The 16,617-nt window shown below is 66.7% G+C and carries 13 protein-coding genes; all 13 read left to right on the plus strand.

All coding sequences use genetic code 11. The annotated features are described in order from the left end of the window. The 13 genes from JYK02_RS23320 (at position 1) to JYK02_RS23380 (ending at position 16,530) form a co-directional block, all read left to right on the plus strand. Positions 1-1,209, plus strand: coding sequence for a hypothetical protein (locus JYK02_RS23320; protein WP_207054128.1), 1,209 nt, complete (start codon positions 1-3; stop codon positions 1,207-1,209). A gap of 190 nt (positions 1,210-1,399) precedes the next feature. Continuing rightward, on the plus strand, positions 1,400-2,269 hold the full coding sequence (locus JYK02_RS23325; protein ID WP_207054129.1) for a nucleotidyltransferase domain-containing protein: 870 nt from the start codon (positions 1,400-1,402) through the stop codon (positions 2,267-2,269). Between the two features lie 5 nt (positions 2,270-2,274). Beyond that, positions 2,275-4,248: an SAVED domain-containing protein gene (locus JYK02_RS23330; RefSeq protein WP_242588858.1), complete on the plus strand. Its 1,974-nt coding sequence runs from the start codon at positions 2,275-2,277 to the stop codon at positions 4,246-4,248. 63 nt (positions 4,249-4,311) lie between these two features. Beyond that, positions 4,312-4,857 carry an RNA polymerase sigma factor gene (locus tag JYK02_RS23335; RefSeq protein WP_207054130.1) on the plus strand — a complete coding sequence of 182 codons (546 nt, stop codon included), beginning with the start codon at positions 4,312-4,314 and terminating at the stop codon, positions 4,855-4,857. Then, positions 4,857-7,850: a CHAT domain-containing protein gene (locus tag JYK02_RS23340; protein ID WP_242588859.1), complete on the plus strand. Its 2,994-nt coding sequence runs from the start codon at positions 4,857-4,859 to the stop codon at positions 7,848-7,850. Before JYK02_RS23335 ends, JYK02_RS23340 begins: the two co-directional genes overlap by 1 nt. Before the next feature lie 45 nt (positions 7,851-7,895). Continuing rightward, positions 7,896-8,318, plus strand: a complete 423-nt coding sequence (locus JYK02_RS23345; RefSeq protein WP_207054132.1) for a hypothetical protein — start codon at positions 7,896-7,898, stop codon at positions 8,316-8,318. Continuing rightward, entirely contained in the window at positions 8,315-9,733 is a 1,419-nt protein-coding gene (locus JYK02_RS23350) for a hypothetical protein (RefSeq protein ID WP_207054133.1), read from the plus strand. The genes JYK02_RS23345 and JYK02_RS23350 overlap by 4 nt, the downstream gene beginning before the upstream one ends. A 9-nt stretch (positions 9,734-9,742) precedes the next feature. Continuing rightward, on the plus strand, positions 9,743-10,882 hold the full coding sequence (locus JYK02_RS23355) for an SMODS domain-containing nucleotidyltransferase (RefSeq protein WP_242588860.1): 1,140 nt from the start codon (positions 9,743-9,745) through the stop codon (positions 10,880-10,882). Continuing rightward, on the plus strand, positions 10,879-12,690 hold the full coding sequence (locus JYK02_RS40795; protein WP_207054134.1) for a ThiF family adenylyltransferase: 1,812 nt from the start codon (positions 10,879-10,881) through the stop codon (positions 12,688-12,690). Before JYK02_RS23355 ends, JYK02_RS40795 begins: the two co-directional genes overlap by 4 nt. Positions 12,691-12,696: 6 nt before the next feature. Further along, on the plus strand, positions 12,697-13,182 hold the full coding sequence (locus tag JYK02_RS23365) for a Mov34/MPN/PAD-1 family protein (protein ID WP_207054135.1): 486 nt from the start codon (positions 12,697-12,699) through the stop codon (positions 13,180-13,182). Positions 13,183-13,405: 223 nt separating this feature from the next. Next, positions 13,406-14,731, plus strand: a complete 1,326-nt coding sequence (locus JYK02_RS23370; RefSeq protein ID WP_347402557.1) for an SAVED domain-containing protein — start codon at positions 13,406-13,408, stop codon at positions 14,729-14,731. A 105-nt stretch (positions 14,732-14,836) separates the two neighbouring features. Further along, on the plus strand, positions 14,837-15,637 hold the full coding sequence (locus JYK02_RS23375; protein WP_207054137.1) for a hypothetical protein: 801 nt from the start codon (positions 14,837-14,839) through the stop codon (positions 15,635-15,637). Then, on the plus strand, positions 15,634-16,530 hold the full coding sequence (locus tag JYK02_RS23380; RefSeq protein ID WP_207054138.1) for a type VI immunity family protein: 897 nt from the start codon (positions 15,634-15,636) through the stop codon (positions 16,528-16,530). Before JYK02_RS23375 ends, JYK02_RS23380 begins: the two co-directional genes overlap by 4 nt. The last annotated feature ends 87 nt before the right edge of the window (positions 16,531-16,617 follow it).

Raw genomic sequence — 16,617 nt, forward strand, 5'->3', positions numbered from 1 at the left:
GTGGCCACCCGTCCGGACGATCTCAGAGCGCGGCTGGAGGACCGAGCGGACCTCCTGGAGGCCACGCGCCTGCGCTACCGCGCGCTCAAGGGCGTGCTGGAGTCCTTCTTCTGGAAGGACCGGATCCGCAACCACTTCGAGCTCTTGCGTGAGGTGGCCACCGCCCAGCCGGAGGTGGACGCGACGCTGGGCGCGCTGAGACGCCGCGTGGAGGCGGAGGCCTGGCCGCGCGACGCGGCGCCCGTGCGGCTGATGCACGAGGTGGAGCGCCTGCGCGAGGCGGTGGAGCGCGCGGCGGAGCGGCGGCTGTCCTCGTCGTCGGATGACGAGGAGGAGGACGTGCCCGACACGCTGGGTGCGAGGCTCTTGCGCCTGGAGACGGAGGTGCTGGACGCGGCGCCGCTGCTGGGCGGACGCATCTGGGCCCAGGCGGTGGAGCTGTTGCCGCGCAACCTGCCGGAATTGCGCGCCGCGTGCGCCGCGGGTGAGGTGTTCGAGCGCGTGTTCAAGCGCCCGGTGACGGAAGGCGCGCCGGCGTTCTCCGACGAAGAGGCGCGAGAGCTGGCCCGGGCGCTGCCGCTGGGCGCCGCCGCGCTGGTGGCGCTGTGGGAGCGGCTGGAGCGCTACGACAGCCGGGGCAGGGTGAAGGACTTTCTCCAGCGGCGCATGCGCCGAGCGCCGACGCGGGTGGCGCGCAGCGGGCCGGAGCTGCTGTTGCACGCGGCCTTCTGGCACGACGTGGCGAGGGTGCGCGTGCGAGCGGTGCTGGAAGCGGAGCTGGCGCCGGTGGTGCCGCGCGAGCACGAGCTGCCCGCGCTGTTGTCCTGGAGGGCCGCGCTGACGGAGGACCCGGCGCTGCGGCTGTCCGCGAGGAGCGTCTTCACGGAAGGCCGGGCCGGGCTGGTGGAGACAGCGGCGGCGCTGGCGGCCCTGTCGCGTGAGCGGCCCCGGGGCGCATGGAGTGAAGAGGTGGCGTGGGCGCGGCTGGAGCAGTCCGCGCAGCGAGCGCGCACGGAGGAGGGGCCGGAGGCGGAGGCCCTGAGGGACGCGTTGCGCCTCTTCGTGATGCTGCGAGGCCAGGCCCGCACGCCCGCGCGGCTGTTCTCCCCGGAGCACGCGAAGCCCGCGGGCGGAGACGTGGCCCGCAACGGAGACCTGGTCGCACTGGTGCAGGCGGCGCGTCACGCGGCACTGCGGCAGGGCGGCTGAGGACAGGGGCCCGTCTGGGGCAGCGCGCGGGCGCGTAATCAGCGTTGGCTGGCGGTAGCCGTGCTCCGAGGACAACGCGACCCTGTGGGGGCTAGACCGACGTGCCCCGTCTCACCCGCTCGAGAGGGCTCCTGCCAATGTAATTCCCACGGTCTCCTTCGTTTCCCTGATGCGAGAGGGAGATTCAACGATGCTGACCGTGGCGCAGGCATTTGAAAGGTTCATGCAGTCCCTCGAATTGCACGAGGGGGAGTCCCGCGAGGCGAAACGGCAGGAGCGTCAGGTCTTCGACGCCATGCGCCGCCAGCTCGGGCCCAAGGAATCCATCCTCTCTGGGTCCTATGGCCGGAACACAGCCATCCGGCCTCTCCACGACATCGACCTCTTCCTGATTTTCTCAGGAGGAAACGGACATGGAGAGACGCTCTCACCCGAGGCGTTCCTGCTGCGCGTGAAGCACGCGCTCGAAGCGGCGTTTCCCGACAAGGAGGCGCGTTTGCAGAACCGCTCGGTCAACATCGAGTTCACAGGGACGGGCATCGGTTTCGACGTGGTCCCTGCAATTGAAGATCCGAGGCAGCGAAACCTCTATCACATCCCTGATCTGGACCAGGACACGTGGATCTTGAGTGATCCCCGGCGTCATCAGGTGATTTGTGACGCCGCGAATGAGCGCGCGAAGAAGAAGCTGAAGCCGCTCATCAAAGCCGTCAAGCGCTGGAACCAGCAACAGGGAAGGCCGGTGCGTTCGTTCCTGCTGGAGGTCTTAGCTTACGAAGGCATCGCAACCCTCCCACAGGGCGCCAGCTACGCCGAGGGCATGGCGCACCTGTTCAAGTTCATGAGCGGGCGCGTCGAACAGACGTGCCTGGAGCCGGCGGGGTTGGGGCCTCCCGTCAACGCTGGAATCAGCCCGGGAAAGCTCCAGCAGGCCCAGCAGCGGCTTTCGGGGGCGTTGCGCCAGGCGGTCTGGGCGCTCGAGCAGGAACGCAGGGGAGAGATGGCTTCGGCGAACGGAGTCTGGCGCGAGCTGTTGGGCCCCGACTTCCCGGTGAGGTAGATGCCATGTCCCAGCCGCGCGAGCTGTCGCTCCAGTTGGTGCGTTCGGAGAACCCCGGCAAGGCGTACGCATTCGATGGCATGCCCCAGGCATACACCTCGATTGACATGCACCACCGGTCGGGACACAGCGTGTTTCCCTGGGACCGCATGGAGGCCTTGAAGGCTGCCCTGACCCAACCGCGCATGTCGGAGGCGGATCAGTCCCGTATCGGAAGCCTGCTGCGGGATTTCCTGCTGGACGCATTGAAGGAGCAAGGGGGGTGGGGGCTCTACGAAAGGGAGCTGTTCCAGGCCGAGGATACGGGAGCACCTTTACTGCTGCGGCTTCGGTTCAACTCGGTGGAGTTGTTCACCCTTCCCTGGCCGTTGGCGCAGCTCTCGGATCAGCGCCGGCTGGGGGCCCTCAAGCACTGCGTGATTACGCAGGAGTGGGTGGGTGAACCGCGCTTTCCCACGCCCGGGTGCGAACCGGGTCGTGTGCTGTTCGCCTGGTCCGACGCGGGCGGCGCAGTAGGGGGGCAACAGCACCTGGATGCGTTGAAGGAGGCCTGCCCAAACTCCGATTCAAATGTGGAAATCTGCCCGGAGCTGAGCCTCGAAGCCCTTCGGGAGCACTTGAACCGGGCAAAGCAGGAAGGCAACCCGTTTCGGGTTCTTCACCTCCTCTGCCATGGGACGAAGCTAGCGGACGGAACCTACGGACTGGTCGGGTCGGATCCGGTCCGTCCCGGTCGGCCGCTGCCCATCGGAATGAACGGGCTGTCGAATCTTCTGGGCCAGGAGCACGCTTCCCAACTCCATGCCGTGGTCTTGAGTGCCTGCCATGGAGGGCACCCTGGAGACGTGGGAAGCATGTTCGGGGGGGTGGCCCTGCATCTCCACAAGCTGGGGATTCCCGTGGTCATTGCCTCTCTGATGCCACTCTCGGTGACCGGGTCGGTGGCCCTGACCCGCGCGTTCTACCGGACGCGTTGCCAGCTCAAGCGCCCGCTGTATGAGGCCTATCAGGTCGCCCTGGCAGCGCTCCCGGCCGATTCGCTCGATTGGGCTTCGCTTCAGTTCCTGGCGTCCTCGCCGCGCCAGCCTGAGGTCCCGGTGGAGCCTCGCCGAGTGACCTTCTCGGAGAAGGAGGCCCTGCCTGAGTCGCTCTCCGGCGAAATCTCCTTGGCGTACGAGCTGAACTACAACGTAGCTCCCGCTGCGGTACGACGCGCCTTGGCGGGGAAATCCAGGGAGGTCTTGGTCCTTCAACCCCTTGACAAGGTGGGAGAGGCCTTGCCTTCGTCGCAATCGGAGTGGCGCCAGGCCCTGCGTCGCGCGGATGCGCTCGTGGAGTCCTTGGGAACCAAGGTCACCTGCGTCCATCTCTTTGGGCGCGCTCCCTTGCCCCTGATGTTCCATCTGGGGTGGCGCTTGAACCGGATGGGGCTCAAGGCCTACCAGTTCCGGAGGATGGGAAGCGATGAATGGGACTGCTTCTACGACTCGGGAAGCGCCGTCCCTCTGCCCACGGAGCCATTTTTCAAGCAGGAGCCCTTGCCAACCCCCGAGGCCTGTCGCGAAGCCGGGGGACGCCTGGCCCTCTCCGTGGAGGTGACTTTGTCTGTCACCGGGGAGGATGTGGCTCGCTGGCTGGGGTATGAGAGACCTCCCGCTCTGCTCCGCCTCGTCGCTGCCAGGGGCCCCTCCCGGACAGCGCTGGGAGGTCCAGCCGACGCAGCCAGGGCGCTGGATGAGTTCTTGAGCTGCCTGGAACGCATCCGGGAAACATTGCCCCAGGTACGGGAGATCTGGCTGGCCATGGCCTGTCCCGCCAGCCTCGCGGCGGCCCTGGGGCGTGCCTACAACCCGAAGGCGCAGCCCCGCATCAAGCTCTTCAACTTCCGGCAGGGTCCGGAAGGGTATGTGGAACTGCCCTGGAACCCGCACGAGCCCCCGAAGAAGCGGCGGCGGCGATGCCCCCCGTGGCGCGCGTGAAGGCCGACGTAACATCCGCCCGGTCCTCCGTTTCCCTGGTGGGGAAGGACCGGAGATGCGGTCATGACGAACGCCGGGGAGCGCGTGGCCCTTAATTACGACCACTGGCAGGACAAGTACTACCAGCTGCTGCTGCCCATCGCGGAGCGGCTCTGCAGGGGGGCACAGGGGTTGGATCCCAAGGACCTCGTGCAGGAGACACTCCTTCGCTTCATCAAGCACTTCGCGGGCTCCCTGGACGACCGGGGAGATGAGCCCATGGATGGCTGGCTCATCGCCGTGATGAACCGCCATTTCGTGGACTTGCAGCGGAGCGCCATGGGTCGGAAACGTGCCGAGGACGATCCGACCATCACCCGCTGGACCCTGGGGCAGGGGGAAAACACGTCCACCTACGAGCGCATCACGCCAGAGCGCTTCGACCGGGCCGTGGACCAGCTCCCTCAGCTGCAGCGCGTGACCTTCCTGCTCCATGTCCAGGGCCTGGGCAACCAGGAGATCGCCAGGCGCCTGAACATCAAGCCGAATGCCGTGGCCAAGCGCCTGTTCGATGCGCGCCAGCGGTTGAACGAACTCCTCCTGCCTTACGTCGATGAAGGAACCCACTGATGTCCAAGCCCTGTGACCAACTGCCGCTCTTCGCGGATGGAGATCTGCCGCTCGCGGAGTCCCAGGCGTTTGGCAGACACCTGGCAGACTGCGCGCACTGTCAGACGGAGCTGACGCGGCACCTCCAACTTGACCAGATGGGGCGGCGCTACCTGGAACGGCACGGTCCCATCACCATTCCGTGGCACGCCATGCCTCGCAACCGATGGTTCGCCGCGGGGGCGGCCCTGGTCGCGGTCGCGCTCGGGGTGCTCCTGGGCGTAGGCGGAGTGGGCCGGCGGGTGTCTTCTCCAGAGCCCGCGCTGTGGGCCGGGACGTCGCGGACGCTGGAAGCACGTGTCACCTACCCGGGGGCGGACCAGTACCGCAGACCTGCCCAGGCGTTGATGGGCGGAGGCACGCCCTCCGCCACCGCCAGTCGACCGCTGACGGTGATGAGTGAGCTGGAGCGACGGGGTGACCTGTCCCAACTCGTGGCCGCTTACCTCACCGCGGGCCCTCCGGAGCCCAAGAATGCGAAGGATCTCCTGGCGCGGATGCAAGCCGAGCGGCAGGGGGACCCGGCTGACGTACTCAGCGACATGGGCGCGGCCTACTACGCCTCAGCGAAGACCCAGGATCCAGCCTGGGCGCTGCGCGAACTTCGAGAAGCCTTGCGACTGCTCCATCAGGCCCTCGTGCTCAAGCCCACCCATCTCCAGGCACACTGGAACCGCGCGCTCGTGTACCGGGACCTGGGCCTGCCGCTGCTGGCCATTCAGGACCTGGAGGCAGTCGAGGCGCAGGAGACCAACCCCGCCTGGCGTACAGAGGCCCGCGAGAAGCGCGTGAAGCTCGCGGACGTGACGACGCGCCAGCAGCGATGGGAGGCCGCGAACAGCGCGGGCGCCGAGCTCGTGGCGCGCGGTGCCCAGGCGCTTGATGAGGCCATGCGGTACGCCGATGTACCGATGATGCGGCGTGACTTCTACCATGCGGTGCGAAGCCGCACCTCGCGCGAGGATGTGCTCGCGCTCCTTCCGCTGGCGGAGGCACTGGACTCGAAAGCAGGCCAGCAGACCGTGCTGGCCGACTATCTCCGCTCGGTTGCGAACCGGGACTTCTCACGCCGGGCCCCGCTGGCGGAAGCCTACGGACGGTGGGCCATGGGGACGGTGGAGCCCTCTGGAAAAGAACCCCTGCTGCGTACTTTCCTGGCCTCGAACGAGGACGACATCACGCTGGGCGCGTTGGTGATGTTCTCACCCCGGGGACCCGACTCGGAGTACGCGGAGAAGCTGATCACGCTGGGAAACAGCAATCCGGACCCTTGGTTCAAGGTCCTGGCGCTGCAGGAGCGCGCGGACCGCTCACGCCAGAAGGACCGGTATGAGCTCGCGCTCTCGGACTTGAGACAGGCGCTGGAGCTCTGCACGCAGGAGCACCTCGTCTATCGGTGCACGGAGGTTCGCAACGACCTGGCGTATGTGTCCGGTTGGCTCTTCCAGCTTCAGGAGGCAGAGCGTTTCGCCCGTGAAGGTCTCACCCAGTCGAGACTGGGCCAGTGGGAGCAGGAGCGCATGCTGCTCCAGGCGCTTGGCAGTGTGGCCCGCATGGCCGCGGACGTGACGCTGGGCCGGGCCTATTTCGGAGAGGCCTTGCTGATGGGGGGCGGGAAGGAACTCGCGCGCAACATCCATGAAAATCTAGCGCATCTGGCCATCAAGGCACTGGAGCTGGATGTGGCCCGGGATGAAATCAACCAGGCCCTGGCTACCGGGCTGCCATTGACCCAGCATGGGGTGGCCGCGCTGGCGGACATTGCCCGGACCCGTCGTGCTGCCGGAGACGTGGAGGCCGTGCAGCAGGGATTGGCTTCGGATGCCCCGGTGACGGAAGGCCAGCATGCCTTCGTCAAGTCCCTTCAGGGACGGTTCCTCCTGGAGGCGGACCCTGCGCAAGGGCATGCGCTGCTGGTGGACGCCATCGAACAGGCGACACGTGCCGCAGCCGCGGCCAGCGGAGCGGGTTGGACGGACATCACGGCGCAACATGCCCGCGCCTACGGTTTCACCTCGCTCATCTTCGACAATGCCCGGAGGGGGGACTTCGCGACGGCCCTGGCACGCTTTGGGAACGAGCTGGGCTTCGACACACCGGGAAACTGTGTCCTGGGGCTCACCGAGGACACGGAGCGACAGTTGTTGGTGGGGCGCGGGGCGGATGGACAGCTCCTGAAGCGCTACATGCCGACGCGGACGAAGCGGATGCCGGTGGACATGACCGACGTGGTCCCACCGGACATGGTGGAAGCCCTGCGGCCCTGCGCCTCGGTGGACGTGCTGGCCCGACCGCCCCTCCAGGGCCGTTCGGGCTTGCTGCCGGCGGACATGGCCTGGCGCTACCGGGCGCTGGCCGTGGCTCGGCAGCCTCCGGTGGGACGGGGCACCCACCTAGTCGTCAACGAGGTCCGTTACGCCGAGCAGCGCAACGAAACGCCCCTGCGGTGGACCGCGCGCATCACGCCCGACGAAGACCTGATGACCCTGACCGACCTGGCGGCCACTCCCAGCCGCGTGTTGGCGGAAATGCCCAAGGCTTCGGAGGTCGACCTGGCGACCCATGGAAAGGTCGCGCCGGGACCGAAGAGCACCTACCTGTTGCTGGCGCCCGAGACGAACGGCTCGGACATGCTGACCGAGGAACTCATCCGCAAGATGAAGCTGCCCAAGGCCCCCCTCGTCATCCTCGCGGCCTGTGAGGCGGCACGAGGTACGACGGCCCTCCACGAGCTCGGCAGCCTCCCCAATGCCTTCCTGGCCGCGGGAGCTCGCGGCGTGGTGGCGGCGACCTTGCCCATCCCCGACGAAGACTCGTCCGTGTTCTTCGGGAACGTGCGGGATCGCCTCCGTGCGGGAAGCCCGCTCGGCACGGCGGTCCGCGACGAACGGCAGCAGTGGTTGCAGCGAAGCGCGTCCCACAGCTGGGTCAACGGGGTCCTGGTCTTCGAATAGGCAGACGCCGCCGACCACAGTCAACATCTTTCAGGAGGAGAGACAATGCATGGGAAGGCATTGAAGCCACAGGTGTATTCGAAGTGGGATGGCCGCCCGTTCTTCGAGGGACAACCCGAGGAGGGACGTCAGGTCTATATCGAAACGTCCCTGAAGGGGTTCGTCGGGTCTGGGGTGATGGACGGGGTCGATCGCATCCTTTTTGAAGTCCATGGCACCCATTCGGAGCGTCCCAGCTTCGAGGCCCAGGTCCGGTCGGAGGGAGCCGCGGTCTTCCTGGGTCCCCCACCGACCGACACCAACGCGGGGGGCACCAAGGCGGGCTCCGGCACGGACCGTCCCGGGCTGACGCTCCCCGAGCCTGAGAAGGCCTCGGCGCTTCGCCAGGGCACGGAGGGCACGGCGAAGACTCCTGCCACCACTGCTCCCACCGAGCAGCTTCCGGACGCGAAGAAGGAGAAGCCATGACCTTCCATCTGTTGCTGGCCCATGCCGGGAGCGGGAGGCCCGTCTTGGAAGAGGGCCTCCCCTGGGAAGCCTTCGCGGACGCGCCGACGCCAGAGCCGGTGCCTACGCCTTCCCATCTCCACAACTTCGCGGGACCGCCGGACCAACTGCGTGAACAGCGCTGGGCGCTGCTGGTCCCGGACACGCCGCGGGGGCGGGCCGTGGAAGTCCGTCTCGCGCGCCTGTGTGAGCTGCGGTCCCGGGAGCAGGGGGCTCCGGTGGAGACCTACCGGGTGCCGCCAGGAATGGATGCGGTCCAGGCGGATAACTTCCGTGTCCGGACGTTGCACGCCTGGACGCGTCCCGAGCGGGAGCATGCGAGATATGTGCTACTGGCGGGAGGGCTGGAGGAGCTCTCGCTGGAGCTGCAGACCTCCCTCGTGGAGGACGGGGGCTGCTTCGTGGGCCGCCTGGCGTTCGATGAGGAGGCGGACTACTCGTCCTACGTCGAGAAGGTCCTGGCCTACGCCGGTGCCTCCGAGCCGCACCGACGGGCCCGTGCGGTGTATCTCGCCGTCGACGACAGGTCGCTCGCCACGCGGGCGGGGCAGCGAAATCTTGTCGAGCCGACCGTTGAGCGGTGCCGGGAGGAGCACGGTCAAGACCACTTCCCCGCGAGCGAGCTCCTGGAGGAGACGCTTCCGGAAGGGGCGCTGGAGCGGCTCTTCGAGGTGGCTGGAGCGGCTGTTCCAAGCCTGCTCTTCACGATGAGCCACGGACTGGGTTCCCCTGAAGGAGGCTGGGGCAGTGCGCTGGCCCAGCGGCAGGAGCAGGGCAACATGTCCCTCGGGGGAGGCGTGGCGCTGACGCCAGCGGAGCTCCGGCGACGGCCGTTCCTGCCGGGCGGTGTCTGGTTCTACGTCGCCTGCTTCGGGGCGGGCACACCCCTCCAGAGTGTGTATGAGCCCTGGATGAAGCAATTCGTGGAGTCCGGGATGGCGTCCGCGCGCATCCTGGAGCGCATCCGCTGGTCACGCCCGGCGGATGGGCGCCCGTTCACCGCGGCCTTGCCACAGGCCGCCCTGGCGAATCCCGAGGGCCCACTCGCGGTTATTGCCCACCTGGACATGGCCTGGATCCATGCCTTCCACGACGTGCTGACGGGCCAGTCCCATGCATACCGGCTCGAATCGGTGATGACGAAGTTGCTGCAGGGCTACCGCGCGGGCGTGTCGCTCCAGATGCTCTTGCGTTACGCGGGCCAGCTGGACGCCCGGCTGGGTCGGCAGCATCAACAGGACGCTGCGAAGCCATCCAAGGACCCCTTGCCGCAGGACGTACGCATCGAGCGAGCACGCCTGTGGATGGAGCGACATGACGTCACCCGCTACGTCCTGCTGGGAGACCCGGCGGTGCGGCTCGTGACGCCAGGCTGAAGGTCGGCGATGGGCGCGGGTAATAACCGCCGCGCCCACCGTGATTTCCGTACCATGACCCTTCCTTTGCATCGGTACTTCGAAGATTTCCTCCACGACATCCGTCCAACGCCTAGCCAGATCAAAGAGATGCGTGAAGGCCATGCCAGGCTTCGGGAGCGTCTTCAGGCCGATACTGCGCTTGCGGGTGGCTTCGTCAGCATGTTCCTGCAAGGCAGCTACCGGCGATTTACGGCGGTTCGACCCAAAGACGATTCTCGAGCCGATGTCGATCTGGTCGTAGTCACCAAGATGAAAGAGTCTGAGTTTTCTCCGGCGCAGGCCATGAGCTGCTTCAAGCCTTTCCTGGAGAGGCACTACAAGGGTAAGTACAGACAGCAAGGGCGCTCCTTCGGCATCGAGATGTCACGCATCGACATGGACTTGGTGATTACCGCCGCGCCCATGGAGGCTGAAGCAGGTACCTATGGTGAGTTGTTGAAGGCCGAGGCGTCTTTGTCTTCATTGCGCCTTGATGAGGACTTTTCGTCCGAGCCGTTGTTCAAGTCCGACCGTCAGGAGGAGGCGCTCTGGAAGCTTCATCCGCTCCGGATCCCGGATCGCGACCTGGGCGCGTGGCAGGACACCCACCCGCTGGCCCAGTTGAGTTGGACGCACCGGAAGAACGACCGTTGTGGAAGGCACTTCGTCAACGTGGTCAAGGCGCTCAAGTGGTGGAGGCTCGTCCACCTGGAGTCGCTGCCGAAGCGGCCCAAGAGCTATCCCTTGGAACACCTACTGGGGGACTGCTGCCCGGATGGCATCGATTCCATCGCCGAAGGCGTAGTCCGGACCCTGGAGGCCTTCGTGGACAATTACGCCCTCCATGCCGCCGCCAAGATCGTGCCTTCCGCGGAGGACCGGGGGGTGAAGCAGGACGTCATGGCCCGCATCGACGGGAACGACTTCGCGGCGTTTCACGAGCAGGCGAAGAAGGCCGCGAAGCTGGCGCGCAAGGCCTTCGAGTCCCCCGATGCCCAGACCGCAGCGCCGCTGTGGCGGGAGCTCTTCGGAGGCAAGTTCCCTTCCGCGCCGGAGGGAGGCTCGAAGAAGTCGTTCACTCCCCACGAGGGAGGAAGCGGGGGTGTGGATTCCGGCAGGTTCGCGTGAAGCAGGCGCCGGAATTGACGCAGGACCTGCGCCTGGGGCGGCGGGCCCTGGATGGTCGTGCTGACGTCGTACTGCTCGGCGACTTGTCGTGGGACCCGGAGACGTCGGTCTGGGTGCTGCCGCTACGTGTGCGGGCGGACACGCGTGAGAGCACCCTTCCCGAGTGGACGGATTGGTACGTCTTCATCGACGCGAACTATCCCCTGGGGAGCATCGACGTCCATCCCGCGAAAACCGGAAGCATCGAAGACACCTACCCGCACCAGCGGTTGAACACGCCGGGACCGGCCACCCAGCCCTGGCGCGATGGGCGGCTGTGCCTCCAGACGGGAAGGGCGTCCCTCGGCTTCAGGGTAGAGGAAGAGGAAGCCCGCGACGCCGCAGGCCGACTTGAGTGGTATGTCCACGCGCTCCAGGATTGGCTCGCGGCCGCGGCACGCGGTCAGCTCCTTGCGCCGGGACAGCCCTTCGAGCTTCCGGATCTACCGATTCGGGACCGTGCCCGGGTCGTCTTCAGCGAAGGCCCCGAGACCTTCGCCCGCTGGAACGAACTCCCGGATTCACGAGGGTGGGCGGAGCTGGTGCCGTTGCCCGGCAACCCACGGGTGTTCGCGGTGCGCGCCTTCTATTCGTTCGAGGGGCGCTGGCTGTTCTCCGTGGAATGGGGAGACCTGCTCAACAGGGTCCCACGCAGGCGCTGTGTGCGGATTCCATGGATGCGCTGTAAGGAACTCCCCTTGCTTCCGGTCCACGCCGCGCCCACCACATGGCAGGACCTGGAGCGCGCCGCCAAGGCTCAGCATTGGGACTTGAGGGGTGACTTGATGGCGTTCGCTGAGCGACTCCGGGATGGAACGAGACACCTCTGTCTCGTGGGCTTCCCCGTGGCCGCGAAGGTAGGGGAGCCCGCCGTTCGGACGCACTGGTGGGCGGCGCGACTGCCGAGCTTCTCCCACGGAGACGTAGCACCGCGCGGGTACGCTCGGACCAAGCAGAACCGTCAGCGATATGACCTGACGAACCTGTTCGCCAAACCACTGCCGGTGGATTGGCTCCGGACCGATGACTGGGCTCCCGAAGAGCTTCGCAGTCGTGGGGCGCTGCCGGAGGAACTGCGGCGTTCATGGGTCTTACTGCTCGGTGCGGGAGCGCTGGGGGCCGCGGTCGCGGAGATGCTGGTGCGGGGAGGCGTGAGCCGGCTGGTCGTCGTGGACCCCGACATCGTCGAGGGTGGCAACCTGGTCAGGCACACGCTGGACCTGACGGAGGTAGGAGTCTCCAAAGCGCGTGCACTCGCGGAGCGATTGCGCTCCATCAGTCCGGACCTGCAGGTTCATGCCCTCGCGCAGTCGTTGGAACTGGCGCCCCAGCAGCCCCACTGGCTCGTGTCCCGGTGCGAGACGGTCATCGACTGTACCGCTTCCAACGATGTCCTCCACGCGCTGGCGAGAATCACATGGGAGGGGCCCCGGCTCTTCTTCTCAGCGTCCTTTGGTGTAGGGGCGCGGCGGGTCCTGTGCTTCAGCGCCACGGGCACATCTTTTCCCGTGGAGGCTTTCTGGGCGCAGTGCGGGAAATGGATCCACGAGGACTACAAGGAGTTGCTTCGCACAGACCTGCCACGAGAAGGCGTCGGGTGCTGGCATCCGGTCTTTCCTGCCCGGGCGGATGACGTGATGCTGGCTGCGGCCATCACCGTGAAGGCATTGGTGCGGTCCGCGACGCTGCGTCCCATCACCCGGGTGGAGACCTATTCCCGCGAGGGGGCGGACGATGATTTCCAGGGATACGCCAAGTGGACGGCGTAGGTGCGCATGCCGGACCTTGAGTTTCGTTCAGCGGATGCGTGCTTCCGGGTGCACCTGCCCCAACCCCTGGTGCGAAAGCTGCTCAAGCTTTGCCTTGCTTCGAAGCGACACGAGACAGGTGGCATCCTGGTGGGGCACTACTCTGAAGCGCTCGACTGCGCCCGGCTTCGCGAGGTGTCCGGCCCACCACCGGACTCCGCGCGAGGGCTGACGTGGTTCGAACGCGGAACGAAGGGGCTGCAAGCGCTGCTCGACCGCAGCTGGAACTCCCGCCGCGACCATTACCTCGGGGAGTGGCATTTCCACCCGTTCGCGGCGCCAATTCCCAGTGCAACGGATTTGAGGCAGCTCATGGCAATTGCCCGTGCCCCCCGCTACCAGTGTCCGGAGCCGCTATTGCTGATTGTCGGTGGGGACCCCGCAGGCGAATGGTCCATCAGCGTCCACGTCGTTCCCCGAGATGCCGAGGCGGTTCCCCTTTCACAGGTGTGATTTCTTGGGACGTGTAATTCCTGAGCTGTCGTCCGTCTTTCAGGTGACGTGACCCCATGGTGGTCCCGTCCGTGAACCCATGGGCGAACAAAGCGCATCCCGGATGCAGGGCGACCGTTACCAGCACCTTTTCAGCTGGTACGTATTGCTGTCATTGCTGGACGAGGAAAGTCCATTCGCGTCCGCCTTCGTCGAACACCCCGAGGCGGGGGCGGCGGACGACGTGACCCTGCACCCTCACCCCGGTGCAACCGTGGCCAGCCGGTACATGCAGGTGAAGTGGCATGTGGACCACCGGGCGCTCTACACGTTGGAGGGGTTGACGGAAACGGTCGGCCGGGGACGGTCCCTTCTCCAGAAGCTCTTCGCGTCCTGGAACACGCTGCGCGGACAGGGCCCCGTGGAGGTGTGGCTGGTGAGCAACTGGTCCGCGGATCCGGAGCTGGGCGGGTATCTCCAGGGTCGGGACTGGCGCCTCACCGAGGACTTCTTCGTGGAGGCTCCGGCCGGGAGGCTGAAGGCGGCTCGGTCGCGCTGGCTGGAGCACCTGGGCGTAGAGTGGGACGTCCTGCGCGTTTTCTGCGCGGACCTGCGGTTCCGTCTGGGCTTGGCGAGCATGGTGGAACTGGAAGAGCGCGTGGACGAGCGCATGCGCATGCATGGGCTGCGGCAGGGCCCGGAACCTCGGGCCATCGCGCTGGATGGTATCCGGGAGTGGATCGAGGCCGGTGGCGAGGCCAAGCGGCTGGACCGGGCGAAGCTCCGGGTGTTCATCCGGGACCGGGGACTCCTGGCGTCGAAGACCGACACGCCGGGCGTGGGACTCTGGATTCACGGATGGGCGCGGCGCCAATGGCGTGAGCCACCGGCGGTGGAACTGGACTGGACGCCGCACTTCGACCGGGACACCCGTGCGGTGCCGACGGAAGCAGTCTGGCGCGAGCAGCTGCTTCCCGAACTGCGCGAGGCGCGGCGAAGGCTGGCGTCACGGCCTGCGGAGTCAGTGATCGACTTCCGGGGCAAGGTACCGCTATCGGTCTCGCTGGCCGTGGGCACCTGTTTCCCGGAGGTGGCGGGCGACCGCTTCCAGGTCGAGCAGGCGACGCGGGGCGAGACGGTGCTGTGGCGCTCGGATGCGAAGCCGACGCAGCGGCAGCTCCAGGGCACCGAGCACGAGAGCGCTCCGGATGCCATGGACCTGTTGGTGGTGTTCCAGCTCACGGGCGACGCGAGGCCGGACGTTGAGCGGTTCCTGGCCAGTCATCCGCGGCGGTTCCGTGCGGTTCTTGTGTTGGAGCCAGAAGGTGGGCCCCACGACGGCGCGGTGGGCTCGGACGGGGACGCGGTCGCCTTCGCGGTGCTCGCGCGCGAACGCATCCGCCAGGCCCGCGTGCGGTGGCGCACCGCCACCACGCACCTCATCCCCTACGCTCCTGCGGGCTGCTGCCTCTTCCTGGGCCAGCGCCTCAACGCGATGGGGCCGGTGGTGGCCTACGAGCGCACCGCCGCGGGCGGCTACGTCCCCTTCATGACAGTGGAGACAGGGTAGTAGCCAGAGCCCGCGAAGAGGAGCCGTCCACTGCTAGCTGCATCTGAATGGCGGACTTCTGACCGGTCATGTTGGTGGGCCTGCGGGCACGATACGTTCCGGCGCATGGGCTGGAGGTTCGTACATCTGTGCGCGGCCATCGCGTTGCTCACGGCCTGTGCCGGTGGGCGCTCACGGCGCTCCGCGCACGGTGATCTGCGCTACGCCGACACGGAGACCGCCGCGAAGGCGCGCCATGCGGCCTGGGTCGCCCAGCAGGGGACTGCTTCCGCCACGGCCTCCGTCCTGGTCCAGGCCGCCCCGGTCATCCTTGGCTTGATGCAACGTCACCACACCGCGGACGAACTGGAGGAGCGGCTCGCGGAATGCGCCGTCCAGGCCGAGCGTCAGGGTAACGCACGGTTCTTCGAAGGCCGCCCGCCGACGCGGAAGGAGTGTGGCGAGGTGGTGGGGCGCGACCGCTGCGGAAACCCCATCACACGGGCCATGCAGCTCGGGAAGCAGAAGCACGTCCTGGTCCTCCAGTGCGCGGAGGAGGTGCTCAAGGAGCTTTGGGCCGCGCCCTACAGCATCGAGCAGCGCTATCGCTACTATCCGAACGCCAAGCTCGTGGAGACGATCAGCCTGGAGAAGGAAGCGCGGATGCTCGCTGATGGCTGCACCGACGAACTTCGGGGAACGATCAAGCCGGACCTCGTCCTCCATGGGGACCGCAACCTGCTCAAGGCTGTGCTCACCCTGGACTTCAAGTTCCCCTGTCCTCAGAGCAACGAACCACAGTGGACTCCCTATCGAGAGGGCAGTCCCTACGCGGGACAAACGCAGAAAAAGGTCTACGAGGATGCTCTGGGTGGTAGAGCCCTGCTCGTTTCTCCTGACAAGGGAGTGATGCGCAGCCGACCATGAGTGCGAACTTCCCCACCCTTCGTCTTCATTACAGGGATGGCGTGGTCGCGGCCCGCGATGGTGTCGTGGTCTCGTTCTTCATGCCTCATGACCACAAGATCGTGGCCCAGGCGTGCTGGCGGGCCTTGGAGTCCTACGTTCGAGCCATCCCGCCTCAGTCGCTGAACTGGTACGGCGCGGATGATGGAGATGTCCTTGAGCTGGATGAGGACGGATGGGAAGTCATCCGCAAGCGGATGGTGGATCAGCCCTCCCGCCTGGCCTGGTACGTCAGCTTGTCCGACTTGGATGGGGGCACCGGGGGATACCAGTTCGAGTACCACAGCTGGCGGATCCAACACCCGCTCCGCGCTGGGTCCAGTACCGCGATGTCCTTCACCTTCCCGACCGAATTCCTCCTGGACCAGGGTCCCCAGCGGATGCGTGCCTTGGTGCTGGAGTTGGCTCGGGAACTGCCCTTCCATTTCGGCTACGCCAGCTTCGCCCTTGTCTCTCGACAGGGCTCCTGGACCGCAGGGGACTGGAAGGTCCTGGATGAGTACTTCGCGCGCTATCTGGGCGTGGATCTGCCTGATGTCGACAGCATTGGAATCCAGGCCCTGGGCGCGCACTGGCTCACGTTCCTGGGCCCACCGCTGCTGGACCGGATGGGGGGCTTCGAAGCGCTGCGGCAGGCACTGCCGTTCCCGGAGGTTTCCTTCCTGCCCATGGAACAGGAGCGCCTGCTGGTGACCCTGAGCGAATGGCCTGACGCCATCGACGTCGAGAAGGCACCCATTCCGCCCCAGTACCGCGCCCTGGCCTGCTTCCTGAAACCCTTCATGTACAAGCCAGAGGAGGATGACGGCATCGGCAACTACCTGGACCGCTGGCGGCGAAGGCTCTGTCCGTAGCGCCCCCTCCAGCCGAGGGAGCACCCCACATCCTGGCCCTGTCAGGGGACGCATGTAGTACGAAGCTCTCCCCCTTCACGGTGACGC

It is taken from the genome of Corallococcus macrosporus, from assembly GCF_017302985.1.
In the GTDB taxonomy this organism is placed as follows: domain Bacteria; phylum Myxococcota; class Myxococcia; order Myxococcales; family Myxococcaceae; genus Corallococcus; species Corallococcus macrosporus_A.

Bases quoted from the DNA above. Each gene is read 5' to 3' on its own strand.
- JYK02_RS23375 (WP_207054137.1), top strand. From the start codon at position 14,837: ATGGGCTGGAGGTTCGTACATCTGTGCGCGGCCATCGCGTTGCTCACG.
- JYK02_RS23380 (WP_207054138.1), top strand. From the start codon at position 15,634: ATGAGTGCGAACTTCCCCACCCTTCGTCTTCATTACAGGGATGGCGTG.
- JYK02_RS23325 (WP_207054129.1), top strand. From the start codon at position 1,400: ATGCTGACCGTGGCGCAGGCATTTGAAAGGTTCATGCAGTCCCTCGAA.
- JYK02_RS23355 (WP_242588860.1), top strand. From the start codon at position 9,743: ATGGGCGCGGGTAATAACCGCCGCGCCCACCGTGATTTCCGTACCATG.
- JYK02_RS23335 (WP_207054130.1), top strand. From the start codon at position 4,312: ATGACGAACGCCGGGGAGCGCGTGGCCCTTAATTACGACCACTGGCAG.
- JYK02_RS23345 (WP_207054132.1), top strand. From the start codon at position 7,896: ATGCATGGGAAGGCATTGAAGCCACAGGTGTATTCGAAGTGGGATGGC.
- JYK02_RS23330 (WP_242588858.1), top strand. From the start codon at position 2,275: ATGTCCCAGCCGCGCGAGCTGTCGCTCCAGTTGGTGCGTTCGGAGAAC.
- JYK02_RS23340 (WP_242588859.1), top strand. From the start codon at position 4,857: ATGTCCAAGCCCTGTGACCAACTGCCGCTCTTCGCGGATGGAGATCTG.
- JYK02_RS23365 (WP_207054135.1), top strand. From the start codon at position 12,697: ATGCCGGACCTTGAGTTTCGTTCAGCGGATGCGTGCTTCCGGGTGCAC.
- JYK02_RS23350 (WP_207054133.1), top strand. From the start codon at position 8,315: ATGACCTTCCATCTGTTGCTGGCCCATGCCGGGAGCGGGAGGCCCGTC.